The 19281-nt window shown below is 60.7% G+C and carries 21 protein-coding genes and 2 pseudogenes; 8 read left to right on the top strand and 15 right to left on the bottom strand.

Translation table 11 applies throughout. The annotated features are described in order from the left end of the window. Positions 1-127: 127 nt before the first annotated feature. From HX868_RS01660 to HX868_RS01645, 5 genes and pseudogenes are all read left to right on the top strand, one after another. A complete protein-coding gene (locus HX868_RS01660) occupies positions 128-928 on the top strand; it encodes a transporter substrate-binding domain-containing protein (RefSeq protein WP_177001699.1) in 801 nt (266 codons plus the stop codon). A 219-nt stretch (positions 929-1147) separates the two neighbouring features. Beyond that, positions 1148-1945 carry a transporter substrate-binding domain-containing protein gene (locus tag HX868_RS01655; protein WP_025999974.1) on the top strand — a complete coding sequence of 266 codons (798 nt, stop codon included), beginning with the start codon at positions 1148-1150 and terminating at the stop codon, positions 1943-1945. Beyond that, positions 1942-2061 (top strand): annotated as a pseudogene (locus HX868_RS30625) (outer membrane lipoprotein carrier protein LolA); the annotation flags it as partial. The gene HX868_RS01655 and the pseudogene HX868_RS30625, both read left to right, overlap by 4 nt. Positions 2062-2086: 25 nt before the next feature. Further along, positions 2087-3046: an amino acid ABC transporter permease gene (locus HX868_RS01650; RefSeq protein ID WP_177001698.1), complete on the top strand. Its 960-nt coding sequence runs from the start codon at positions 2087-2089 to the stop codon at positions 3044-3046. Then, positions 3039-3773 (top strand): ATP-binding cassette domain-containing protein, encoded by a 735-nt coding sequence (locus HX868_RS01645; protein ID WP_177001697.1) that lies wholly within the window; start codon positions 3039-3041, stop codon positions 3771-3773. The genes HX868_RS01650 and HX868_RS01645 overlap by 8 nt, the downstream gene beginning before the upstream one ends. A 16-nt stretch (positions 3774-3789) precedes the next feature. On the opposite strand, the gene HX868_RS01640 is transcribed toward HX868_RS01645, so the two are convergent. From HX868_RS01640 to ubiE, 12 genes and pseudogenes are all read right to left on the bottom strand, one after another. Further along, a complete protein-coding gene (locus HX868_RS01640) occupies positions 3790-5697 on the bottom strand; it encodes a methyl-accepting chemotaxis protein (RefSeq protein ID WP_177001696.1) in 1908 nt (635 codons plus the stop codon). 183 nt (positions 5698-5880) lie between these two features. Beyond that, on the bottom strand, positions 5881-6594 hold the full coding sequence (locus HX868_RS31150) for a methyl-accepting chemotaxis protein (protein WP_425504212.1): 714 nt from the start codon (positions 6592-6594) through the stop codon (positions 5881-5883). 144 nt (positions 6595-6738) lie between these two features. Beyond that, positions 6739-7797, bottom strand: a pseudogene (locus tag HX868_RS31145) (methyl-accepting chemotaxis protein); the annotation flags it as partial. A 180-nt stretch (positions 7798-7977) separates the two neighbouring features. After that, positions 7978-8685: a 16S rRNA (uracil(1498)-N(3))-methyltransferase gene (locus HX868_RS01630; RefSeq protein ID WP_177001694.1), complete on the bottom strand. Its 708-nt coding sequence runs from the start codon at positions 8683-8685 to the stop codon at positions 7978-7980. Further along, a complete protein-coding gene (tatC, locus tag HX868_RS01625) occupies positions 8682-9470 on the bottom strand; it encodes a twin-arginine translocase subunit TatC (protein ID WP_010213805.1) in 789 nt (262 codons plus the stop codon). Before tatC ends, HX868_RS01630 begins: the two co-directional genes overlap by 4 nt. Beyond that, positions 9467-9871 carry a Sec-independent protein translocase protein TatB gene (gene tatB, locus HX868_RS01620; protein WP_028615402.1) on the bottom strand — a complete coding sequence of 135 codons (405 nt, stop codon included), beginning with the start codon at positions 9869-9871 and terminating at the stop codon, positions 9467-9469. The genes tatC and tatB overlap by 4 nt, the downstream gene beginning before the upstream one ends. A gap of 10 nt (positions 9872-9881) precedes the next feature. Further along, a complete protein-coding gene (locus HX868_RS01615; protein WP_016979166.1) occupies positions 9882-10160 on the bottom strand; it encodes a twin-arginine translocase TatA/TatE family subunit in 279 nt (92 codons plus the stop codon). A 26-nt stretch (positions 10161-10186) separates the two neighbouring features. Next, positions 10187-10519: a phosphoribosyl-ATP diphosphatase gene (locus tag HX868_RS01610; RefSeq protein ID WP_177001693.1), complete on the bottom strand. Its 333-nt coding sequence runs from the start codon at positions 10517-10519 to the stop codon at positions 10187-10189. A gap of 2 nt (positions 10520-10521) precedes the next feature. Then, the gene (gene hisI, locus HX868_RS01605) at positions 10522-10914 is read right to left on the bottom strand and encodes a phosphoribosyl-AMP cyclohydrolase (protein ID WP_012721796.1); all 393 of its coding nucleotides are present in this window, start codon (positions 10912-10914) and stop codon (positions 10522-10524) included. 41 nt (positions 10915-10955) lie between these two features. Then, the gene (gene ubiB / locus HX868_RS01600; RefSeq protein ID WP_177001692.1) at positions 10956-12560 is read right to left on the bottom strand and encodes a ubiquinone biosynthesis regulatory protein kinase UbiB; all 1605 of its coding nucleotides are present in this window, start codon (positions 12558-12560) and stop codon (positions 10956-10958) included. Beyond that, on the bottom strand, positions 12557-13180 hold the full coding sequence (locus HX868_RS01595) for a ubiquinone biosynthesis accessory factor UbiJ (RefSeq protein WP_095014373.1): 624 nt from the start codon (positions 13178-13180) through the stop codon (positions 12557-12559). Before HX868_RS01595 ends, ubiB begins: the two co-directional genes overlap by 4 nt. Then, entirely contained in the window at positions 13180-13950 is a 771-nt protein-coding gene (gene ubiE, locus HX868_RS01590; protein ID WP_016972732.1) for a bifunctional demethylmenaquinone methyltransferase/2-methoxy-6-polyprenyl-1,4-benzoquinol methylase UbiE, read from the bottom strand. The genes HX868_RS01595 and ubiE overlap by 1 nt, the downstream gene beginning before the upstream one ends. 144 nt (positions 13951-14094) lie before the next feature. Between ubiE and HX868_RS01585 the strand changes: the two genes are divergently transcribed. The 3 genes from HX868_RS01585 (at position 14095) to HX868_RS01575 (ending at position 15930) form a co-directional block, all read left to right on the top strand. Continuing rightward, entirely contained in the window at positions 14095-14370 is a 276-nt protein-coding gene (locus HX868_RS01585) for a polyhydroxyalkanoic acid system family protein (RefSeq protein ID WP_016979171.1), read from the top strand. A gap of 105 nt (positions 14371-14475) precedes the next feature. Beyond that, the gene (locus HX868_RS01580; protein ID WP_095014374.1) at positions 14476-14898 is read left to right on the top strand and encodes a phasin family protein; all 423 of its coding nucleotides are present in this window, start codon (positions 14476-14478) and stop codon (positions 14896-14898) included. Between the two features lie 12 nt (positions 14899-14910). Further along, a complete protein-coding gene (locus HX868_RS01575) occupies positions 14911-15930 on the top strand; it encodes a phasin family protein (RefSeq protein WP_177001691.1) in 1020 nt (339 codons plus the stop codon). A gap of 49 nt (positions 15931-15979) precedes the next feature. On the opposite strand, the gene HX868_RS01570 is transcribed toward HX868_RS01575, so the two are convergent. From HX868_RS01570 to phaZ, 3 genes are all read right to left on the bottom strand, one after another. Continuing rightward, positions 15980-16600, bottom strand: coding sequence for a TetR/AcrR family transcriptional regulator (locus tag HX868_RS01570; protein ID WP_095014376.1), 621 nt, complete (start codon positions 16598-16600; stop codon positions 15980-15982). A gap of 27 nt (positions 16601-16627) precedes the next feature. Further along, positions 16628-18310, bottom strand: coding sequence for a class II poly(R)-hydroxyalkanoic acid synthase (gene phaC / locus HX868_RS01565; protein WP_177001690.1), 1683 nt, complete (start codon positions 18308-18310; stop codon positions 16628-16630). Between the two features lie 89 nt (positions 18311-18399). Beyond that, complete coding sequence (gene phaZ / locus HX868_RS01560) at positions 18400-19245, bottom strand: poly(3-hydroxyalkanoate) depolymerase (protein ID WP_016979176.1); 846 nt, start codon at positions 19243-19245, stop codon at positions 18400-18402. Positions 19246-19281: the final 36 nt, after the last annotated feature.

The raw sequence follows: 19281 nt of genomic DNA, 5'->3' as shown, positions 1-19281 counted from the left end.
TTCTCTTCTTCCTCCCCCGCGCCAACCCCTTGTTTTTTCGAAACAAAAGACCCTTGTCCGAGGCGTATTGCTGTGCCCGTGGCTGAGTTAGCATCGCCCCGGATTTGGACTTGCCACTGGGGTATTCATGAGCAAAGGCTATTGTTCGGCGCTGCTGCTAAGCGCTGTCGCATTGATTCACATGGGGCTGGCGCAGGCCGGCGCGATTGACGACGCCGTTCGACGCGGCGTATTGAAAGTCGGCACCACGCCCACCTATGTGCCCTTCGAAATGACCGACAAACAGGGGCGTATCGTCGGTTTTGAAATCGACCTGCTCAACGTCATGAGTCAAGCGCTGGGCGTGGAACTTGAGTTGGTCGCGGTGCCCTACACCGAGTTGGTAGCGGGGTTACAGGCGAAGAAATTCGACCTGATCGGCAGCGGCATGACCGTCACCCAGGAGCGCAACCTCAAGCTGAACTTCAGCGACTCGTTCATCGTGGTCGGCCAGTCCGTGCTGTTACACCCAAGCCTGGCGGGCAAGGTCAGCAGTGTGGAAGACCTGGACGACGCTAGCTACCGGATCGCTGCCACGGCAGGCACTACTGGCGAAGCGGCGGTGCGACGGTTTCTAGGAGCGGCCCGACTCAGCAGTTTCTCAACACCGGAGGAAGGGGTACGCCAAGTGGTACAAGGCAAGGCCGATGCCTTTATTCATGACGCGCCCTACAACCTGATCGCCTTGAGCCGCCCGGAAAACGGCACTTTACTAGCGCTTGAGCAGCCCTTCACATTTGAACCTCTGGCGTTTGGTTTGAAAAAAGGCGATTTCGACAGCCTTAACTGGATCAATCACTTCCTCAACCAGATTGCCCAGGATGGGACTTACGATCGTCTTCACGATAAGTGGTTCAGGGACACCGAGTGGTTGTCGGAAATCGACTGAAAGTCATAACTGCTTACACATCAATCTGTTGTCACTGGCCTCCACGCGCGCGTCTACGTCTGCCCTCTGCTGCACGGTTGTGGGGCTTTTCCGACATATGCCGACAACAAATAGCCGTGAAACCTTTGTGACAGCAGGCGAGTGGGTTAGGATCGCACCCCGAAATGGTGCAGCCCGTTTGCGCGCCGACCTTATAAGAATCGTTCAGGGGACTTGATGATGAAAAAGTATCTTTCGATGCTGCTGCTAGGCGTCACCGCGCTGGTCGCGGTCAATGCGGCCCAGGCCGGCGCCATCGATGATGCGGTCAAGCGCGGCACGCTGAAAGTCGGCATGGACCCGACCTACATGCCGTTCCAGATGACCAACAAGCGCGGCGAAATCATCGGTTTCGAAGTGGACATTCTCAAGGCCATGGCCAAGTCCATGGGCGTCAAGTTCGAACCGATCTCCACCGGCTACGACGGCATCATCCCGGCGCTGCTGACCAATAAGTTCGACATGATCGGCAGCGGCATGACCCTGACCCAGGAACGCAACCTGCGCCTGAACTTCAGCGAACCTTTCATCGTCGTCGGCCAGACCCTGCTGATCCGCAAGGAACTGGAAGGCACCATCAAGTCCTACAAAGACCTGAACGACGAGAAATACCGCCTGACCTCCAAGCTCGGCACCACCGGTGAGATGGTCGCCAAGAAGCTGATCTCCAAGGCCAAGTACCACGGCTACGACAACGAGCAGGAAGGCGTGCTGGACGTGGTCAACGGCAAGGCCGATGCCTTTGTGTATGACGCGCCGTACAACGTGGTGGCCGAGAAGAAAGTCGGTAACGGCAAGCTGGTATACCTCGAAGAACCCTTCACCTTCGAACCCCTGGCGTTCGGCCTGAAGAAAGGCGACTACGACAGCATCAACTTCATCAACAACTTCCTGCACCAGATCCGTAACGACGGCACCTACGATCGCATCCATGACAAGTGGTTCAAGAGCTCCGAGTGGCTCAAGGACATGGAATAAGCGCTGATCCAGAACCTGTAGGAGCGAGCTTGCTCGCGAAAATCGCCAACGATGACGCGGGAAACCTGACACCCCGTGGCGCTCTCAGGTTTTTCGCGAGCAAGCTCGCTCCTACAAGTGCGACACACTCCGAGAGTTGAAATGAAACAGAAAAAAGCCCAATGGCCCTGGCACCTGCTGACCGTGGTCGTGCTGGTCGGCCTGGCTGGCGCCTTGTACTACGCCACCTCGTTGATGTCCTACGAGTGGCGCTGGAACCGCGTGCCGCAGTACTTCGCCTACCCGGCTGAAACGTCCCAGCGCGCGGCGGATATTTCCACCGTGGTTGAGCTGGTGCGCAAAGGCGATGTCGCCGAAGTGACCCTGCGCAACGACGCGGGCGCCGAGCAGAAGCTGACCGTTGCCGACAACAGCCTGCAAGTGGCGCGTGGCGACGATGTGGCCGAAGGCGACGTGGTCGGCGTGACCCGTCATTGGGCGTTGGGCCCGTTGATGTGGGGGTTGTGGACAACGCTGTGGCTGTCGGTGGTGTCGGGCATCCTGGGCCTGGCGATCGGTTTGGCGACCGGCTTGTGCCGGTTGTCCAGCAACCCGACCTTGCGGGATCTGTCGACGATCTACGTCGAACTGGTGCGCGGCACGCCGCTATTGGTGCAGATCTTCATTTTCTATTTCTTTATCGGCACGGTGCTCAACCTGTCCCGGGAATTTGCCGGGATCGCCGCGCTGTCGCTGTTCACCGGCGCTTACGTGGCGGAAATCGTGCGTGCTGGCGTGCAGTCCATCACCCGTGGCCAGAACGAAGCCGCGCGGTCCCTGGGCCTGAGCGCGAGCCAGTCGATGCGCCATGTGGTACTGCCGCAAGCGTTCAAGCGCGTGCTCCCGCCGTTGGCCGGGCAATTTATCAGCTTGGTGAAAGACACTTCGCTGGTCTCGGTGATTGCGATTACCGAACTGCTCAAAAGCGGCCGCGAAGTGATCACCACCTCGTTCTCGCCGTTTGAAATCCTGTTTTGCGTCGCAGGCCTGTACCTGCTGATCAACCTGCCGCTGTCAAAAATGGCTAGCCGGCTTGAGCGGAGGCTCGCGCAAAGTGATTGAAGTCCGCGATCTGGTAAAAGTCTTCGACACCCGCGGCCATGTGGTCCGTGCGGTCGACAACGTGACCACCCAGGTGGCCAAAGGCGAAGTGCTGGTGGTAATCGGCCCGTCCGGCTCCGGCAAGTCCACCTTCTTGCGCTGCCTCAATGGCCTGGAAGAGTTCGATTCGGGTTCGGTGAGCATCGATGGCCTGCAACTGGCTGACCCGAAGACCGACGTGAACGCCTATCGCCGCGAAGTCGGCATGGTGTTCCAGCACTTCAACCTGTTCCCCCACATGACGGTGCTGGAAAACCTGTGCCTGGCGCAAAAAGTCGTGCGCAAGCGCAGCAAGAAGGAGCGCGAGGCCAAGGCTCTGGCGTTGCTGGAAAAGGTCGGAATTGCACAGAAGGCCAACGAGTTTCCATCACGCTTGTCCGGTGGCCAGCAACAGCGCGTCGCGATTGCCCGGGCCCTGGCGATGGATCCCAAGGTCATGCTGTTCGACGAGCCCACCTCGGCGCTGGACCCGGAAATGGTCGGCGAAGTGCTGGACGTGATGAAGACCCTGGCTCTGGAAGGCATGACCATGGTCTGCGTCACCCACGAAATGGGCTTTGCCCGTGAAGTGGCCGACCGGGTGCTGTTCTTCGACCATGGCAAACTGTTGGAAGACGCTGCCCCGGCCACGTTCTTCGATGCGCCGAAGGACCCTCGGGCGCAGGCGTTCCTGCGTCAAGTTCTGTAGACCCCAGCCAGGGCGGTCAGACCTTGAACCGCCCCACGCACTGCTGCAAATCCGTGCCCAGTCGTGCCAGTTCGATGCTCGCCGCCGCCGTCTGTTCGCTGGCGGCGGCGGTTTGCTCCGAGGCATCGCGAACTTTCAATACACTGCGATTGATCTCTTCAGCAACCGCGCTTTGCTCTTCGGCGGCTGCGGCAATCTGCGGGTTCATTTCCTGGATGACCATCACTGTGCGGGCGATTTCGCTCAGGGCGTCCCCGGCGTTGCGTGCCAGGCCGACGCTGTTGTCGGTCAACGTGCAGCTGTAGTCCAAGATGTCGGCTACTTGCTGCGTACCGCTGTGCAAGCCACCAATCAACCCTTCGATTTCCTCGGCGGACTGCTGGGTCCTTTGAGCGAGACTGCGTACCTCATCGGCGACCACCGCAAACCCTTGTCCAGCCTCGCCGGCCCGTGCGGCTTCAATCGCGGCGTTGAGCGCCAGCAGATTGGTCTGCTGCGACACGGACTTAATCACATCCAGCACGCTGCCGATCTTTTGGCTTTCCCGTTGTAGCTCCAGCATGGCTTGGCTTGAGCGTGCCATCTCACGGGCGAGGTGCTCAATCTGCGCGACGACATCCGTCACGACCTGATCGCCCAGGTCAGTCTGCTGATTGGCCTGGCCGGCCGCAATCGAAGCTTGCTCGGCATGGCGCGCAACTTCCTGGGCGGTGGCCAGCATCTGATTCATGGCGGTTGCCACTTGCTCGGTTTCCTCTCGCTGATTATTCACGCCCGCACGGGTTTGTTCGGTGACGGCGGAAAGTTCCTCGGCGGCGCTGGCGATTTGCCGTGCGTTATCGCTGATATTGCCAATCAGCCCGCGCAGGTTCTGCGTCATCTGAGTCATGCTGCGTTGCAACTGGCCCAGCTCGTCCTTGCGACGGGTCTGCACTTCGTGGCTCAGGTCACCTTCGGCAATGCGATGGGCTACCGCCAGCGCTTTGCGCAGCGGTGTCACGATTTGTCCGGCAATCACCCAGGCTGCCAGTGTGCCCAAGAGCAACGCGGCAGCGGTCACTCCGAGGGTCTGGGTGCGGGCTTGCTCGGCTTCATGGTCGCGTCGCTGGGTTTGATCCTGGCTCAACAGATCACTCTGCCCAATTAACTGATCCAACAGCTGCTCCAACTGGTTTTGCGATTTCTCGGTCGTAAGTTGAGCTTCTTTAAGGCGTGTCAGGCGGGTGCGAATGTCGAGCACGGCATTTTTCAGCGCGCTGCTATCGACCGGCAGCTTCGCGACGGCCGCCTGGGCGAGTTCGAGGTTGCGCTCTGCGTCGCTCACGACCTGGGCATAAGCATCCAGCGAGCTGGCAGCCCAGGCGGGGCTTTGGGCACGATCTTCCGCCTGCTCTATGGCCTGGCGCAGATTTTCGACGGCGTCGAGGGCTTTTTCATCATCTTGATCAGGCAGGTCACTGGCCAGTTGCGCCAGCACGTCGCCGGTCCGCGTGGAGCTTTGTTTCAATTCTTCGCGAGTGTTCTCGCGTGTTTTCACCAGCGAGGGCACGTCCTTGAGTGTAGTTTCGAACGTTGCGCCAATACGGGCCATCTCTTGCAGATACTCAATGGCTTTCGGTGCTTTGAGTCGGTTGGAAAGCTCCTTCAGGTACCCATCGATTTTTTCCATGCTCACGCTCAACTTATTGAGGCTAGCGGCATCGTCAAGGGTGCGGTAGACGATTCTGTCAGCGCGCAATTCCTCGCCAGCGACTGCCAGTTGCGCGAGCACGGTCAGCGTTTGCGAACGATAAAGGGAGGCCGCCAGGGCTTGCCAGCCGGTCACGGCAATGACGAGGCTCAGGGCCAGTACCAGGGCAAAGCCCAGGGCCAGTTTGAGGGTGACACTGGCGTCACCCAATAAGTGAGTCATTCGACGAAGCATGATCAACCTCCGGCAAGGTGAGTAGCGGACGTTATCGTCGTGTGGGGCACCGCAGGTGCTCGAACACTTTGACGTGACTTGAACGCTAGCTCTCTTGGCGGTCGGGTGAGCCTGATAAATGCGTAGGAAATTTCACAGGCTGAAGGCGGCGACCCAGGGCAGGTCGCCGCGCGGTGAGGTGGGTCAGACCCTGAAGCGGCCGACCAGTGTTTGCAAATGGGTACCCAGGCGCGCCAGTTCGGTACTCGACGCTGCGGTCTCCTCACTGGCCGCAGCCGTCTGTTCCGACACATCGCGCACGTTCAACACGCTGCGGTTGATCTCTTCAGCCACGGCGCTTTGCTGTTCGGCGGCGGTGGCGATCTGCGAGTTCATCGCCTGGATGGTCGAGACTGTCCGAGTGATGCTCGCCAGGGCGCTACCGGCGCGACGGGTCAGTTCGACGCTGCTGTCAGTCAGCCCGCGACTGTTGTCCATGATGGTCGCCACTTGCTGAGTGCCGCTTTGCAGGCCGACGATCAGCTCTTCGATCTCTTCGGTAGATTTTTGCGTGCGCTGGGCCAGGCTGCGCACTTCGTCCGCCACCACGGCGAAGCCACGCCCGGCCTCACCGGCGCGCGCGGCTTCAATCGCGGCGTTGAGGGCCAGCAGATTGGTTTGCTGGGCTACGGACTTGATCACATCGAGCACGCTGCCGATCTTGTCGCTTTCGCGCTTCAGGTCGCCCATGGCGACCGTGGAGTTGCCCACCTCGGTGGCCAGGCGCTCGATCTGGGCGATGGCTTCGCCGACCACCTTGTCGCCTTCTCGGGCCTGTTGGTCAGCCGCCACAGCGGCTTCAGAGGCTTCCTCGGCGTTGCGCGCGACTTCCTGCACAGTGGCGGCCATTTCGTTCATGGCGGTGGCGACCTGGTCGGTTTCGACCTTCTGGCTGTTGACCCCGGCGCTGGTCTGTTCGGTCACGGCTGACAGTTGCTCGGCGGCGCTGGCGATCTGGGTCACGCCGTCGCTGATACCACCGATCAACTCGCGCAGGCCGACGGTCATGCTTTGCATGGCCCGTTGCAGTTGGCCCAGTTCGTCCTGGCGCGTGGAGGTTAAGTTGTGGCTCAGGTCGCCGGAGGCGACGCGCTCGGCCACCTTGAGGGTCTGGTTCAGTGGGATGACGATCTGGCGCGTGATCGCCCAGGCGGCCACCAGGCCGAAGATCAGCGCCAGCACGGTCGCCAGCAGCAAGAGTTGTTTGGCCTGCGCGGCGTCGGTGTCGCGCACCACGGTTTGCGAGGTGGTGAGTTTTTCGCTGTGGGCCTGCAGGATGTCACCCTGGGCGCTCATGATTTTCAGCGCCTCGGCGGCGGCGGTCTGGGAGTCGCGGTACTGGCTGACGGCCGCGCGGTAGGCCTGCAGCGAGGTGCTGGCCTGCTGCAGGTTGGCCTGGTACTGCGCGGGCAGTTGGCCTTCCAGTTCGGTGATCTTCTTGATGGCGTTATCAATGGCATCAAGGGCCGGTTGTTCAGCCTCGACCTTGGCGCTGTAGGTATAGCCACGCACCTGGAAACGCGCTTGCTGAATCAGTTTGCTCAGGTCAACCACGCTGTTGAACTGGGTGACGCTGTCGCCTTGCAGCAGGCTTTTTTCGACCTCGCTGACTTTTGCCACGGCGTTGTCGGCGGTGTCGCCCAGTTTGCTGCGGGCACCTTCACGCTTGAGCCCGGCCTGGACCATGGCGGCAAAGGCCTTTTTGTATTGGTTCAAGGCGTCTTGTTGCTGTTCGACCAAGGCCTTGTCGTCGGGTTGCTCGATCAGGTCGGCGGCGGTTTTCAGGCCGCTGTCCAGTTTGGTGATCAGGTTGTTGACCGCGTCGGTGCCTTGTTCGCCGCGCCGCATTTCGAAGTCCAGGCGCGCCAGGCGCAAGTCCTTGGTCAGGCCGTTGAGGCTGGAGATATAGCCCAGCTTGTCACCGCGACTGATCACATCGCCCAGGCCGGTCCAGCCGGTGAAGGTGATCAACAACGTCAGGATCAACACTAAGCCAAAGCCTACGCCCAGCTTGCGATTGACACCCACATTCCCCAGCTTTTCGGCTAACCAACGATACATGCTGCGAACTCCCCTGGAACAAGGCTTGGACTTATTCAAAGGTTATCGGCGGTTACAGACTTTTCTGTAGGAGCGAGCTTGCTCGCGAAAAACGTAAGGACGACGTGTTCATCTAGGATGGACGTGTAATCGTTAACGACCTTCGCGAGCAAGCTCGCTCTTACAGGAGGGCGGGCGCCGTTAGAAGAGCCGGGCGAGCAGGGCGGTGACGGCGGTTTCGACGCGCAGGATGCGTGCGCCCAGTTGCACGGGTTGTAATCCGGCCTTGGTCAGCAGGTCCACTTCATACGGAATCCAGCCACCTTCCGGGCCGATTGCCAGGGTCACCGGCTCGTCCAGCCCGCGTGGGCAGGCCGGGTAATCACCGGGATGGCCGATCAGGCCCAGGGTGCCCGCCGTCATGGCTGGCAGGCGGTCTTCGACGAAGGGTTTGAAGCGTTTTTCGATGATGATCTCGGGCAATACCGTGTCCCGCGCCTGTTCCAGGCCGAGGATCAGTTGCTCGCGAATCGCTTCGGGTTCCAGAAACGGGGTTTGCCAGAAGCTTTTTTCGACGCGGTAACTGTTCACCAGCACTACCTTGGGCACGCCCATGGCGGCTACGGTCTGCAACACCCGGCGCAGCATCTTCGGGCGTGGCAGGGCCAGCAGCAGGGTCAGTGGCAGCTTGGTCGGTGGCGGCTGGTCGAAGCTGACTTGCAGCTCGGCTTCGGTGGCTTCCAGGCGCAGCAGTTGCGCATTGCCCATCAGCCCGCCGATGCGGCCGACGCGCAGGCTGTCGCCGACGGCGGCGCGGTGGACGTCCTGCATGTGCACCAGGCGTCGATCACGCAGCACCACACGGTCGGCCGCGATGAAGTCGGCCTCTTCAAGGAGCAGCAGGTTCACGGCTGGGTCGCTGGCGGCTGGTCGTCGTCGGGCTGGTCATCCGGGTGTTCGCCGCGCTTGCTGATCAAGCCGCTGAACAGGATGCCGATCTCGAACAGCATCCACATCGGCACGGCCAGCAGGGTCTGGGAGAAGATGTCCGGTGGTGTAAGGATCATGCCAACCACGAAGCAGCCGATGATCACGTACGGGCGGATCTTCTTCAGGTACGCCACGTTGACCACGCCGATCCATACCAGCAGCACCACGGCCACCGGAATTTCGAAGGCCACGCCGAAGGCGAAGAACAGCGTCATCACAAAGTCGAGGTAGCTGGTGATGTCGGTCATCATTTCCACGCCGGCCGGGGTGGCGGCGGCGAAGAATTTGAAGATCAGCGGGAACACCAGGAAGTAGGCGAATGCCATGCCGGTGTAGAACAGCAGGATGCTCGACACCAGCAACGGCACGGCGATGCGTTTCTCATGCTTGTACAGGCCCGGCGCGATAAAGCCCCAGATCTGGTGCAGGATCACTGGGATCGCCAAGAACAGCGAGACCATCATGGTCAGCTTCAACGGCGTGAGGAACGGCGACGACACGTCGGTGGCGATCATCGTCGCACCGGCCGGCAGGTATTGGCGCAGCGGCGTGGAGACGAAGGTGTAGATCTGCTGGGTAAAGGCGAACAACCCGGCAAAGATGATGAAGATGGCCGCTACGCAACGCAGCAGGCGGGTACGCAGCTCGGTGAGGTGCGAGACCAGCGGCATATGCTGGTCGTTTTCCGGTTTATCAGCGCTCATGGGGCTCGCGGCGGCAATGTAGGGTCATGGGGCGCGGGCGACGCGGTGGGCGTCGGCGCAGGCTCGGTGGGCGCGATCGGTGCCACGGGGGCGGCTTCGGCAACAGGCGCGATGCTGTTTTGGGCCACAGGCTCCGCCGGTTTGGCGGGCTCCTGCACCGGTGACAGAATCTTGCGGGCTTCCTGTTCCAACGAAAGGATGTGCTCGTTGTGCAGTTGCCGGCGGATCTCGTCGGCGCCGATTTCCCGTTCAACTTCCTGTTTGATGGCGTTGAAACTGCGTTTCAGGCGCCCGATCCACAGGCCGGCCGTGCGTGCTGCACCGGGCAGGCGTTCCGGCCCCAGTACCAGCAAGGCTACGAGGCCGACGAGCAGCAGTTCAGAGAAGCTGATACCAAACATTAGTCAGTGCTCACGAGTCTTTGCGGGTCGGCTCTTCGACTTTCTCAGCCTGCACGTCGAAGGTGCGACGCTCGGTGATCGGCTGGGTGGCCTGCGGGTGCACAGGCTGCGCCGGAGGCACCGGATTTACGGCTGGGTCGGCGGGTTTTTCGTCGTCGTTCATGGCTTTACGGAAGCCCTTGATCGACTCGCCCACGTCGGTGCCCAGGTTCTTGAGTTTCTTGGTGCCGAACACCAATACCACCACCACCAGAATGACGATCCAGTGTTTCCAGTCAAAAATGCCCATGCTGCAAATCCTCAAGTCTTAGTTATTCAGGCCGACGGGCGCGAGGCTTTCTCGGCATGCCCGGACAAGCCGAAGCGTCGGTCCAGTTCATCCAGCACAGCCTGCGGATGCTGCCCCAGTTGGGCGAGCATGACCAGGGTATGGAACCACAAGTCAGCGGTCTCGTAGATTACATCGCTGTAATCACCGCTGATTTGCGCGTCCTTGGCTGCAATGATGGTCTCGACGGATTCTTCGCCGAGCTTTTCCAGGATCTTGTTCAAACCCTTGTGGTACAGGCTGGCGACGTAGGAACTGTCGGCATCCGCGCCTTTGCGGTCTTCCAGCACCTGGGCCACGCGGTTCAGGGTATCGCTCATGTCTAGTGTCCTGCCGAGTAGATGGCGTGCGGGTCTTTGAGCACCGGCTCCACCACTTTCCATTCGCCGTTCTCGAACACGCGATAGAAGCAGCTGTGACGGCCGGTGTGGCAGGCGATGTCGCCGATCTGCTCGACCTTGAGGATCACCACGTCGGCGTCGCAGTCGATGCGCATCTCGTGCAGGGTCTGCACGTGCCCGGACTCTTCGCCCTTGCGCCACAGTTTGCCACGCGAGCGTGACCAATAGATGGCGCGCTGCTCAGTGGCGGTGAGGCTCAGGGCCTCGCGGTTCATCCAGGCCATCATCAGCACGCGCCCGGTTTTGTAGTCCTGGGCAATGGCCGGCACCAGGCCGTCACTGTCCCATTTGATCTCGTCCAGCCAGTCTTTCATGTTCGGCTCCGGCAATTTGCGACAGTGTATAACCGGATTGGCTATCGACGCACGATCAGATAAACACCGACGGCGACCATGATGCCAGCCGGCCAGTGGCCCAGTTGGTTCAGCGGGCCACCGATGGCCAGCATCACCCCGCCGACCAGATGCGCAGCGCCCAGCAGGCGCAGGAACCAGTCGTCCTTGCGCTGCTTCCAGGGCGGCGCCGGGTCCTTGGCGTGGGGCTGGGACATACGCTCCAGCAGGTCGCGGGTCATGTTGGCCAGGTGCGGCAGTTGTTCCATCTGGCTATGCAGGTTGCCTAGCACGGTTTTCGGGCTCATGCGTTCGCGCATCCAGCGTTCCAGGAACGGCTGGGCGGTGTTCCACAGGTCGAGGTCCGGGTACAGCTGGCGGCCCAGGCCTTCGATGTTCAACAGGGTCTTTTGCAGCAAGACCAGCTGTGGCTGCACTTCCATATTGAAGCGTCGCGCAGTCTGGAACAGGCGCATCAGCACTTGGCCGAATGAAATATCTTTTAACGGTTTTTCAAAGATCGGCTCGCACACGGTACGGATCGCCGCTTCGAATTCGTTGAGCTTGGTTTCCGCCGGCACCCAGCCCGAATCAATGTGCAACTGCGCCACACGGCGATAGTCGCGCTTGAAGAAGGCGAACAGGTTGCGGGCCAGGTAGTCCTGGTCTTCCGGGGTCAGGCTGCCGACGATGCCGCAGTCGATCGCAATGTACTGCGGGCTCCACGGGTTCACGGTGCTGACGAAGATGTTGCCGGGGTGCATGTCGGCGTGGAAGAAACTGTCTCGGAACACCTGGGTGAAGAAGATCTCCACGCCGCGCTCGGCGAGCATCTTCATGTCGGTGCGCTGGTCGGCCAGGGTCGCGAGGTCGGTGACCTGCACGCCGTAGATGCGCTCCATCACCAGCACTTTGGGACGGCACCAGTCCCAATACACTTGGGGCACGTACAGCAGGGGCGAGCCTTCGAAGTTGCGCTTGAGCTGGCTGGCGTTTGCGGCTTCGCGCAGCAGGTCGAGTTCGTCGTAGATGGTTTTTTCGTAGTCGGCGACCACATCCACCGGGTGCAGCAGTCGCGCGTCGGCGCTGAAGCGCTCGGCGGCGCGGGCGAGGATGAACAGCCATGCCAGGTCCTGGCCGATGATCGGCTTGAGGCCCGGGCGGATCACCTTCACCACCACTTCTTCGCCGGTCTTGAGCTGCGCGGCATGAACCTGTGCTACGGAGGCCGAGGCCAGAGGCTCGACGTCGAAGCGGCTGAACACCTCGCTGATCTTCTTGCCCAGCTGTTCTTCGATGAGCTTCATTGACAACTGAGGGTCGAACGGCGGCACGCGGTCCTGCAGCAGCATCAACTCGTCGGCGATGTCTTCGGGCAGCAAGTCGCGGCGGGTCGAGAGGATCTGCCCGAACTTGATGAAGATCGGCCCCAGGTCCTGCAATGCCAGGCGCAGGCGCGCGCCGCGGCTCAGTTCCAGCTTTTTGCGCGGCAACCAGCGCCACGGCAGTACATAGCGCACCGCCAGCAGGAACCAGGGCAGTGGGAGGGCGAACAGCAAGTCATCGAGTTGATAGCGAATTACGACGCGCTGGATACGAAACAAACGGCGGACGGCGAGCAGCTTCATGCGTTATCGCTTGGATCAAGGGAACGGCTCAGGCGCTCGAAGCGTGCCTCAAGGCGTTCCAGGTCGATTTTGGCCTTGTCGAGTTCACGAAAACGCGCTTGCGCCTCACGTTCTCCGACCAGGGTGCGCGATTCTTCGCTCAGGTATTCGGCGAGGTTCTGGTTGAGGCTGGCGAACCCCTGCTGGTACCAGCGCGAACGGCTGCGCAGGTGCCCGCTGATCAACTGGGTGGCCACCGGGCCGATCCAGCGTGACAGCTCGTATTCCCAGTCCAGCTCCAGGTCCTGCAGCACGGCAGCCAGGTCCATCAGCACCGAGCTGTCGCCTTCCAGCTCCACTTCAGCGCTGTGCAGGATGGCGGTCTTGTTGCGGCTCAGGGCCAGGTGCAACAGGCTCGACGCCGGCGCACGCAGGGTGCAGTCGGCGTCGGCGGCCCATTGGGCCGCGAGCATCAGGCCTTCATCGCTGGGCAGGATAAACAGCTGCAAGGCGGGGCTGCGGCAGTCGACGGCAATGACTTTGCCATTGAGGTGCGCAAGCCGCGCCAGGGCGGTGCTGTCCAGGCGCAGCACACGGTTGAGACCGTGTTCAACGCTGGCGAGAAGGCCGTTGAGCAGCATCAGGGCTTGATGCCGCGGTGCAGGGCAACGATACCCGAGGTCATGTTGTGGTAGGTCACGCGGTCGAAACCGGCTTCTACCATCATCGACTTCAGGGTTTCCTGGTCGGGGTGCATGCGGATCGATTCGGCCAGGTAGCGATAGCTGTCCGGGTCGTTGAGCACCAGTTTGCCCACCAGCGGCATGAAGGCGAAGGAGTAAGTGTCGTAGACCTTGGACATCACCGCGTTGGTCGGCTTGGAGAACTCCAGCACCAACAGCCGGCCACCCGGCTTGAGCACGCGCAGCATCGAGCGGATCGCGTCTTCCTTGTGGGTGACGTTGCGCAGGCCGAAGGCGATGGTCACACAGTCGAAGTGGTTGTCCGGGAACGGCAGCTTCTCGGCGTCGGCCTGGACGAACTCGATATTGCCAGCCACGCCTTTATCCAGCAGGCGATCGCGACCGACCTTGAGCATCGAGCTGTTGATGTCGGCCAGTACTACTTGGCCAGTCGGGCCAACCAGCTTGGAGAACTTGGCCGCCAGGTCACCCGTGCCGCCGGCGATGTCCAGCACACGGTTGCCAGGGCGAACACCCGACAACTCGATGGTGAAACGCTTCCACAGGCGGTGCATGCCGCCCGACAGCACGTCGTTCATCAGGTCGTACTTGGCCGCGACGGAGTGGAACACCTCAGCGACTTTTTCCGCTTTCTGGCTTTCCGGGACGTTCTTGAAGCCGAAGTGAGTGGTGGGTTCGGCATCGCTGCCTTTGCGCTGATCAGTCATATCGCTGTCACCAAAAGAGAATGCGGGACATGATAATCCCCAAGGCCTGCTTTGTCTTGGCAAGGCTGCAGGTAAGATGGGTGGTCACCGAGACCTTTTGCCGCATCGAAGGTATTCACGTCCCTATAAAGAGGAGTCATTGCAATGGCCCGTATAACCGTTGAGCGCGCACATTCCCTGGGTAAAGAAGGCGCGCGGGCAAAGGCCGACAAGTTGGCGCACAAACTCAAAGAACAATATGGCCTGGAGCCGTCGTGGTCCGGCGATACCTTGAACCTCAAGCGTTCGGGGGTTAAGGGCACGGTAGTCGTCGCCGATGATTCGTTGCGCATTGATGTGGAACTGGGCCTGTTGATGTCGGCCATGAGTGGCACCATCAAGTCCGAAATCGAAAAAGCCTTGGATAAGGCGTTGGCGTGATCCGCCTGTTCTTAGGGTGCCGATTCTAATTTTCCAGCCTACTTTGTGCCCAAGCCCTCAACTCCTGTGGGCCGTTCCTCCACCCTATTCTGCGTGAGGTGCACCATGGCCAAAGTTATCCTGAAGAAAAAAATCGACGCCCAGATCACTACCCTTAGCGAGGTTAAATCCTACGCCCGCAAGATCTGGCTGGCAGGACTTGGCGCTTATGCCAAGGTCGGAAGCGAGGGCAGCGAGTACTTCAAAGAGCTGGTTAAGACCGGTCAACATGTTGAAAGTAAAGGTAAAAAAGTTGCAGTTGAACAACTTGAAGCCGCCAACAGTCAGATTGACCAAGTAAAGAGTAATGTCTCCGCCGTCAAAGGTCTGGTAGAAGTTCAGCTTGATAAAGTTGAAAAAGCTTTTGACACTCGTGTTGCCAGTGCCTTGAATCGAATCGGCATTGCGTCTAAACATGACGTTGAGACACTCTCTGCTAAGCTCGAAGAGCTGACGACATTGCTAGAACGTGTCGCGCGTAAACACTAAGGAGACATCGGGATGGCTGTTAAAAAGACTACTCAGAAAGAAGGCAGCTCGTGGGTCGGGGAAGTTGAAAAATATTCCCGTAAGATCTGGCTTGCTGGTTTAGGCGTGTACTCGAAGGTTAGCAGTGACGGCGGCAAGTACTTCGAGACTTTGGTCAAGGACGGCGAGAAGGCCGAGAAGTTGACCAAAACCACGGTAGGCAAAAAAGTTGAAGCGGCCAAGGCAACTGCCGGATCCGCCAAGTCGAGCATTTCTGACACTTGGGGCAAGTTGGAAGAAACTTTCGACAAGCGCCTCAACAGTGCCATTTCGCGGCTGGGTGTACCGAGTAAAGCAGAGCTTAAAACGCTGCACAGCAAGGTCGATACCTTGACCAAGCAAATTGAAAAACTCACTGGCGCCAAAGTTGCTCCGGCGAAAGCCGCAGCTGCCAAGCCTGCGGCTAAGACTGCTGCTGCCAAACCGGCTGCGAAACCAGCTGCCAAGCCTCTGGTAAAAGCGGCCGCCAAACCGGCTGCAAAACCTGCCGCCAAGGCGCCAGCCAAAGCCGCTGCTAAACCAGCCGCCAAGCCTGCGGCTAAAACTGCAGCTGCCAAGCCGGCTGCAAAACCTGCGGCTAAACCAGTGGCCGCTAAAGCTGCTGCCAAGCCTGCCGCAAAACCAGCGGCTAAACCTGCTGCCAAGGCCGCCGCTAAACCTGCTGCCAAGGCCGCCGCTAAACCTGCTGCCAAGCCAGTGGCGAAAACCGCGGCTGCGAAACCCGCTGCCAAACCAGCCGCTGCAAAACCTGCAGCCAAGCCGGCCGCCGCGAAACCAGCAGCTAAGCCTGCTGCAGCCAAGCCAGCGGCAAAACCAGCCGCCGCGAAAAAGCCAGCAGTAGCGAAAAAACCAGCAGCACCCAAGCCTGCTGTTGCGGCCAAGCCTGCTACTGCGCCAACCGCTTCCACAGCCAACTCGGTGTCCGCACCGACTCCTGCTGCTGTGACCCCGACTGCAACGCCGGCAACCCCGACGCCATCCAGTCAGTCCTGATTTTTCTCAGGACACAAAAAATGCCCGGCCTGCAAAGGTCGGGCATTTTTTATGGGGTGTGATCTACATACTTGAGGGCAAAGCGCTCAGTCGCCTGCCGCGCCGGCGGCAGCAAATGCGGCGCCACCAGCATCATGATCTGGTAGACCACCACCTGCACTTCACCTTCGCGATCAAGAATCCGCTGGTAATCCAACGAAAACAGAAGAGTCATGGTGATCTGCTCCACCAGTTGCCCCAGGGCCTGGGTGCTACTGACCAACTGCCCCGCCGCCTTCAGTCGCGCCAGCAAAGACGCCAGGGTCCGCTTGAGTGCTGTCAGCAGGTTGCGAATCCCCTTGGCCAGCTTCGGCAAACGCCCCGCCAGGTTCGACAAGTCCTGGAACAAGAACCGGTAATGCGCCATGCGCTCGACGATCAGGTGCAGGAACAGCCAGTAATCCTCGGCTTCCAGTTGCGCGTCCGCCGGTGGGTCGAGCAGGGGCGCCAGCTCATTCTGGAAGCGCTCGAACAACCCGAGTACCAGCGGCTCCTTGCCATGAAAGTGGTAGTAGAGGTTGCCGGGGCTGATCCCCATTTCGTTAGCCACCTCCATGGTCGACACGTTCGGTTCGCCCTTCTGGTTGAACAACTGCAGGGCACATTCAAGGATACGGTCGCGGGTCTTCATCCAGTCTTCTTAATGTGATCGTTGAGCTCAGCGCACGCGCACATAGGTGCCGGGTGCCGCTTCCATCGGTGGGTAATTCTGGTTGCCCAGGGCGGTGAGGGTTTCCCGTTGCACGCCGGAGCGCTGGTGGATCCACGCCAGCCACTGCGGCCACCAACTGCCTTCGACGTGGTTGGCGTCGTAGTACCAGGCACGCGGGTCGCTGCTCAGCTTGGGGTTTTCGACGTAGTTGGCCTTGGGGTTGCCCGGCGGGTTGAGGATGCTCTGGATATGCCCGCTGTTGGACAGCACGAAGCGCCGCTCGCCGCCCAGCAATTGGGTGGAGCGATACACTGCGTCCCACGGCGTGATGTGGTCGTTGATGCCCGCCACACTGAAGCTGTCCACCGTGACCTTCTGCAAATCGATCGGCGTGCCACACACTTCCAGGCCGCCGGGATGGCTCAGCGGGTTGTGCTTGAAGAAGTCCAGCAGGTCGCCGTGCAGCGCGGCGGGCAGGCGCGTGTTGTCGTTGTTCCAGTACAGGATGTCGAAGGCCGGTGGCTCCTTGCCCAGCAGGTAGTTGTTGATCCAGTAGTTCCAGATCAGGTCATTGGGGCGCATCCAGGCGAACACCTTGGCCATGTCACGGCCGTCCAGCACGCCTTGCTGATAGGAGCGGCGCTTGGCGGCTTCCAGGGTCTGCTCGTCGGCGAACAGAGTGGCGGGGCTGTCGATCTGGCTGTCCAGCAGGCTCACCAGGTAACTGGCGCTGGAGATGCGGCGCAACTGGCGCTTGGCCTGCAGGTGACCTTGCAGCGCGGCGATGGTCAGGCCGCCGGCGCAGGCGCCCATCAGGTTGACCTCACGGGCACCGGTGATCGCGCGGCACACGTTGAGCGCTTCTTCCAGCGCAGCGACGTAGGTGGACAGGCCCCATTCGCGATGGCGCACATCCGGGTTGCGCCAACTGACCATGAAGGTCTGCAGGCCATTCTTCAGGGCGTATTGCACAAAGCTGTTGGCCGGGCTCAGGTCGAAAATGTAGTACTTGTTGATTTGTGGCGGCACGATCAGCAGCGGCTTGGCGTACTGCTTTTCGCTCATCGGTTTGTACTGAATCAGCTCCAGCAGCTCATTGCGAAACACCACGGAGCCGGGGGTGGTGGCGACCGTCTTGCCGACTTCGAAGGCGTGCTTGCTCACCTGGCGCGGCAGGCCGTTGTTGTGCAGCAGGTCTTCGAACAGGTTGGTCACGCCGCGCACCACGCTGTTGCCGCCGGAGTTGAGCAGCTCCTTGATCGCCAGCGGGTTGAGCAGGGTGTTGGAAGGGGAGACCGCATCGTTGATCAGCGAGAAAGCAAAATGCGCTCGGGCGCGGTCATCGGCGCTCAGGTTGCTGTCATCGATCCAGTGGCGGGTCTGCTTCTGCCAGCTCAGATAGGCTTGCAGGCTGCGCCGGTACAATGGGTTGAGTTTCCAGGTGGGGTCGGTGAAGCGGCCGTCGTTGGGATTGGGTTCGTGCACGGTTTCACCGAGCAGCACGCGCCCCAGTTGGCCGCTCAACGCCCAAGCGTGCCGAACGGTATGCACCGGGTTGCGCAAGCCATGGGCGGCCACGCTGCGCAGGGTCGACAGCAGGTCCCGACCGCGCAGGCCGGTGATCGCATTTTGCGCATTGATGAACGCGGCAGGGGTGGGCGCCGGGTTCGTCACGGGTCTTTCTCGCATGAGCCAACACTCCTTCGTCAAGCCATCAAACAGGCACGCCAATTCAGAACCATAGCCGGTTCCTGGCAAGTTGCGCGGCGGTGTGGTCCTTACACGGCCGGTCGCGGATGGATCACCGCGCGCATGCGCTCCTCTTCGAGAAATTTCATGATGATCGGCGCCACGGCTTCCGCCCGGGTGATCAGGAACAGGTGGCCGTCATCGATGATGTGCAACTGTGCATTGGGAATGCGCCAGGCCAGCATGCGCATGTTGATCAGCGGGATTAGCGGGTCGTCGTCCCCCGCCAGCACCAGGGTGGGTTGGCGGATCTTGTGCAGCCAGTGGATGCTGGTCCAGCCCAGCCCGGCGAATAGCTGCCAGTAATAACCGAGCTTGCCAGCCGAACGCACTTTGCTCGCGTGTTCGGCGGCCAGTTTCGAGTCGCGGCGGAACGAACCGCCGTAGATCATCGGCGCGATGCGCACCACATGGGACGGTTGGATGTAACGGCGCGGGCTGGCCATCAACCACAACACCTTTGGCTTGCCCGGCACCATCACCGCACCTGCCGCCGTGGCCGCCAGGATCAGCTTCTTGCAGCGTTCCGGGTAGTCGTAGGCAAACTGCTGCGCCAACGCGCCGCCCCAGGACACGCCCACTGCGTTCACCTGGCCATAGTCCAGGTAATCGAGCATGCGTGCAGTGAGCTTGGCCAGACCGGGAAAGCGGTATGGCCGATTGGGCGTCGACGAGCCACCCACGCCGGGCACATCGAAGGCGATCACTTCCAGATCCGGGTCCAGCGCCTGGACGAACGGAAACACCAACTCAAGGTTGGCGCCGATGCCATTGAAGATCAGCAACGGCGTCAAGTGAGGCTTGCCCGGGCGCACCGCCGTGCGGATGGTCTGGCCATCCAGGTCGATGGTGCGGAAGATGAACGGTTGCGGCATGGGCTTACCCTGCGGGTGAGGTTTCAATCCCTGTAG

Origin of the sequence: Pseudomonas reactans (genome assembly GCF_013385825.1) — a bacterium.
Taxonomy (GTDB): Bacteria; Pseudomonadota; Gammaproteobacteria; order Pseudomonadales; family Pseudomonadaceae; genus Aquipseudomonas; species Aquipseudomonas reactans.
The sequence above is the reverse complement of the archived record's forward strand: the minus strand, read 5'-3'. Positions and strand labels throughout refer to the sequence as shown.

What these genes read in the sequence shown, in the direction of transcription:
- HX868_RS01660 (WP_177001699.1), top strand. Translation starts at nt 128, where the DNA reads ATGAGCAAAGGCTATTGTTCGGCGCTGCTGCTAAGCGCTGTCGCATTG.
- HX868_RS01655 (WP_025999974.1), top strand. Translation starts at nt 1,148, where the DNA reads ATGAAAAAGTATCTTTCGATGCTGCTGCTAGGCGTCACCGCGCTGGTC.
- HX868_RS01650 (WP_177001698.1), top strand. Translation starts at nt 2,087, where the DNA reads ATGAAACAGAAAAAAGCCCAATGGCCCTGGCACCTGCTGACCGTGGTC.
- HX868_RS01640 (WP_177001696.1), bottom strand. Translation starts at nt 5,697, where the DNA reads ATGCTTCGTCGAATGACTCACTTATTGGGTGACGCCAGTGTCACCCTC.
- HX868_RS31150 (WP_425504212.1), bottom strand. Translation starts at nt 6,594, where the DNA reads ATGAACGAAATGGCCGCCACTGTGCAGGAAGTCGCGCGCAACGCCGAG.
- tatC (WP_010213805.1), bottom strand. Translation starts at nt 9,470, where the DNA reads ATGAGCGCTGATAAACCGGAAAACGACCAGCATATGCCGCTGGTCTCG.
- tatB (WP_028615402.1), bottom strand. Translation starts at nt 9,871, where the DNA reads ATGTTTGGTATCAGCTTCTCTGAACTGCTGCTCGTCGGCCTCGTAGCC.
- HX868_RS01615 (WP_016979166.1), bottom strand. Translation starts at nt 10,160, where the DNA reads ATGGGCATTTTTGACTGGAAACACTGGATCGTCATTCTGGTGGTGGTG.
- HX868_RS01610 (WP_177001693.1), bottom strand. Translation starts at nt 10,519, where the DNA reads ATGAGCGATACCCTGAACCGCGTGGCCCAGGTGCTGGAAGACCGCAAA.
- hisI (WP_012721796.1), bottom strand. Translation starts at nt 10,914, where the DNA reads ATGAAAGACTGGCTGGACGAGATCAAATGGGACAGTGACGGCCTGGTG.
- ubiB (WP_177001692.1), bottom strand. Translation starts at nt 12,560, where the DNA reads ATGAAGCTGCTCGCCGTCCGCCGTTTGTTTCGTATCCAGCGCGTCGTA.
- HX868_RS01595 (WP_095014373.1), bottom strand. Translation starts at nt 13,180, where the DNA reads ATGCTGCTCAACGGCCTTCTCGCCAGCGTTGAACACGGTCTCAACCGT.
- ubiE (WP_016972732.1), bottom strand. Translation starts at nt 13,950, where the DNA reads ATGACTGATCAGCGCAAAGGCAGCGATGCCGAACCCACCACTCACTTC.
- HX868_RS01585 (WP_016979171.1), top strand. Translation starts at nt 14,095, where the DNA reads ATGGCCCGTATAACCGTTGAGCGCGCACATTCCCTGGGTAAAGAAGGC.
- HX868_RS01580 (WP_095014374.1), top strand. Translation starts at nt 14,476, where the DNA reads ATGGCCAAAGTTATCCTGAAGAAAAAAATCGACGCCCAGATCACTACC.
- HX868_RS01575 (WP_177001691.1), top strand. Translation starts at nt 14,911, where the DNA reads ATGGCTGTTAAAAAGACTACTCAGAAAGAAGGCAGCTCGTGGGTCGGG.
- HX868_RS01570 (WP_095014376.1), bottom strand. Translation starts at nt 16,600, where the DNA reads ATGAAGACCCGCGACCGTATCCTTGAATGTGCCCTGCAGTTGTTCAAC.
- phaC (WP_177001690.1), bottom strand. Translation starts at nt 18,310, where the DNA reads ATGCGAGAAAGACCCGTGACGAACCCGGCGCCCACCCCTGCCGCGTTC.
- phaZ (WP_016979176.1), bottom strand. Translation starts at nt 19,245, where the DNA reads ATGCCGCAACCGTTCATCTTCCGCACCATCGACCTGGATGGCCAGACC.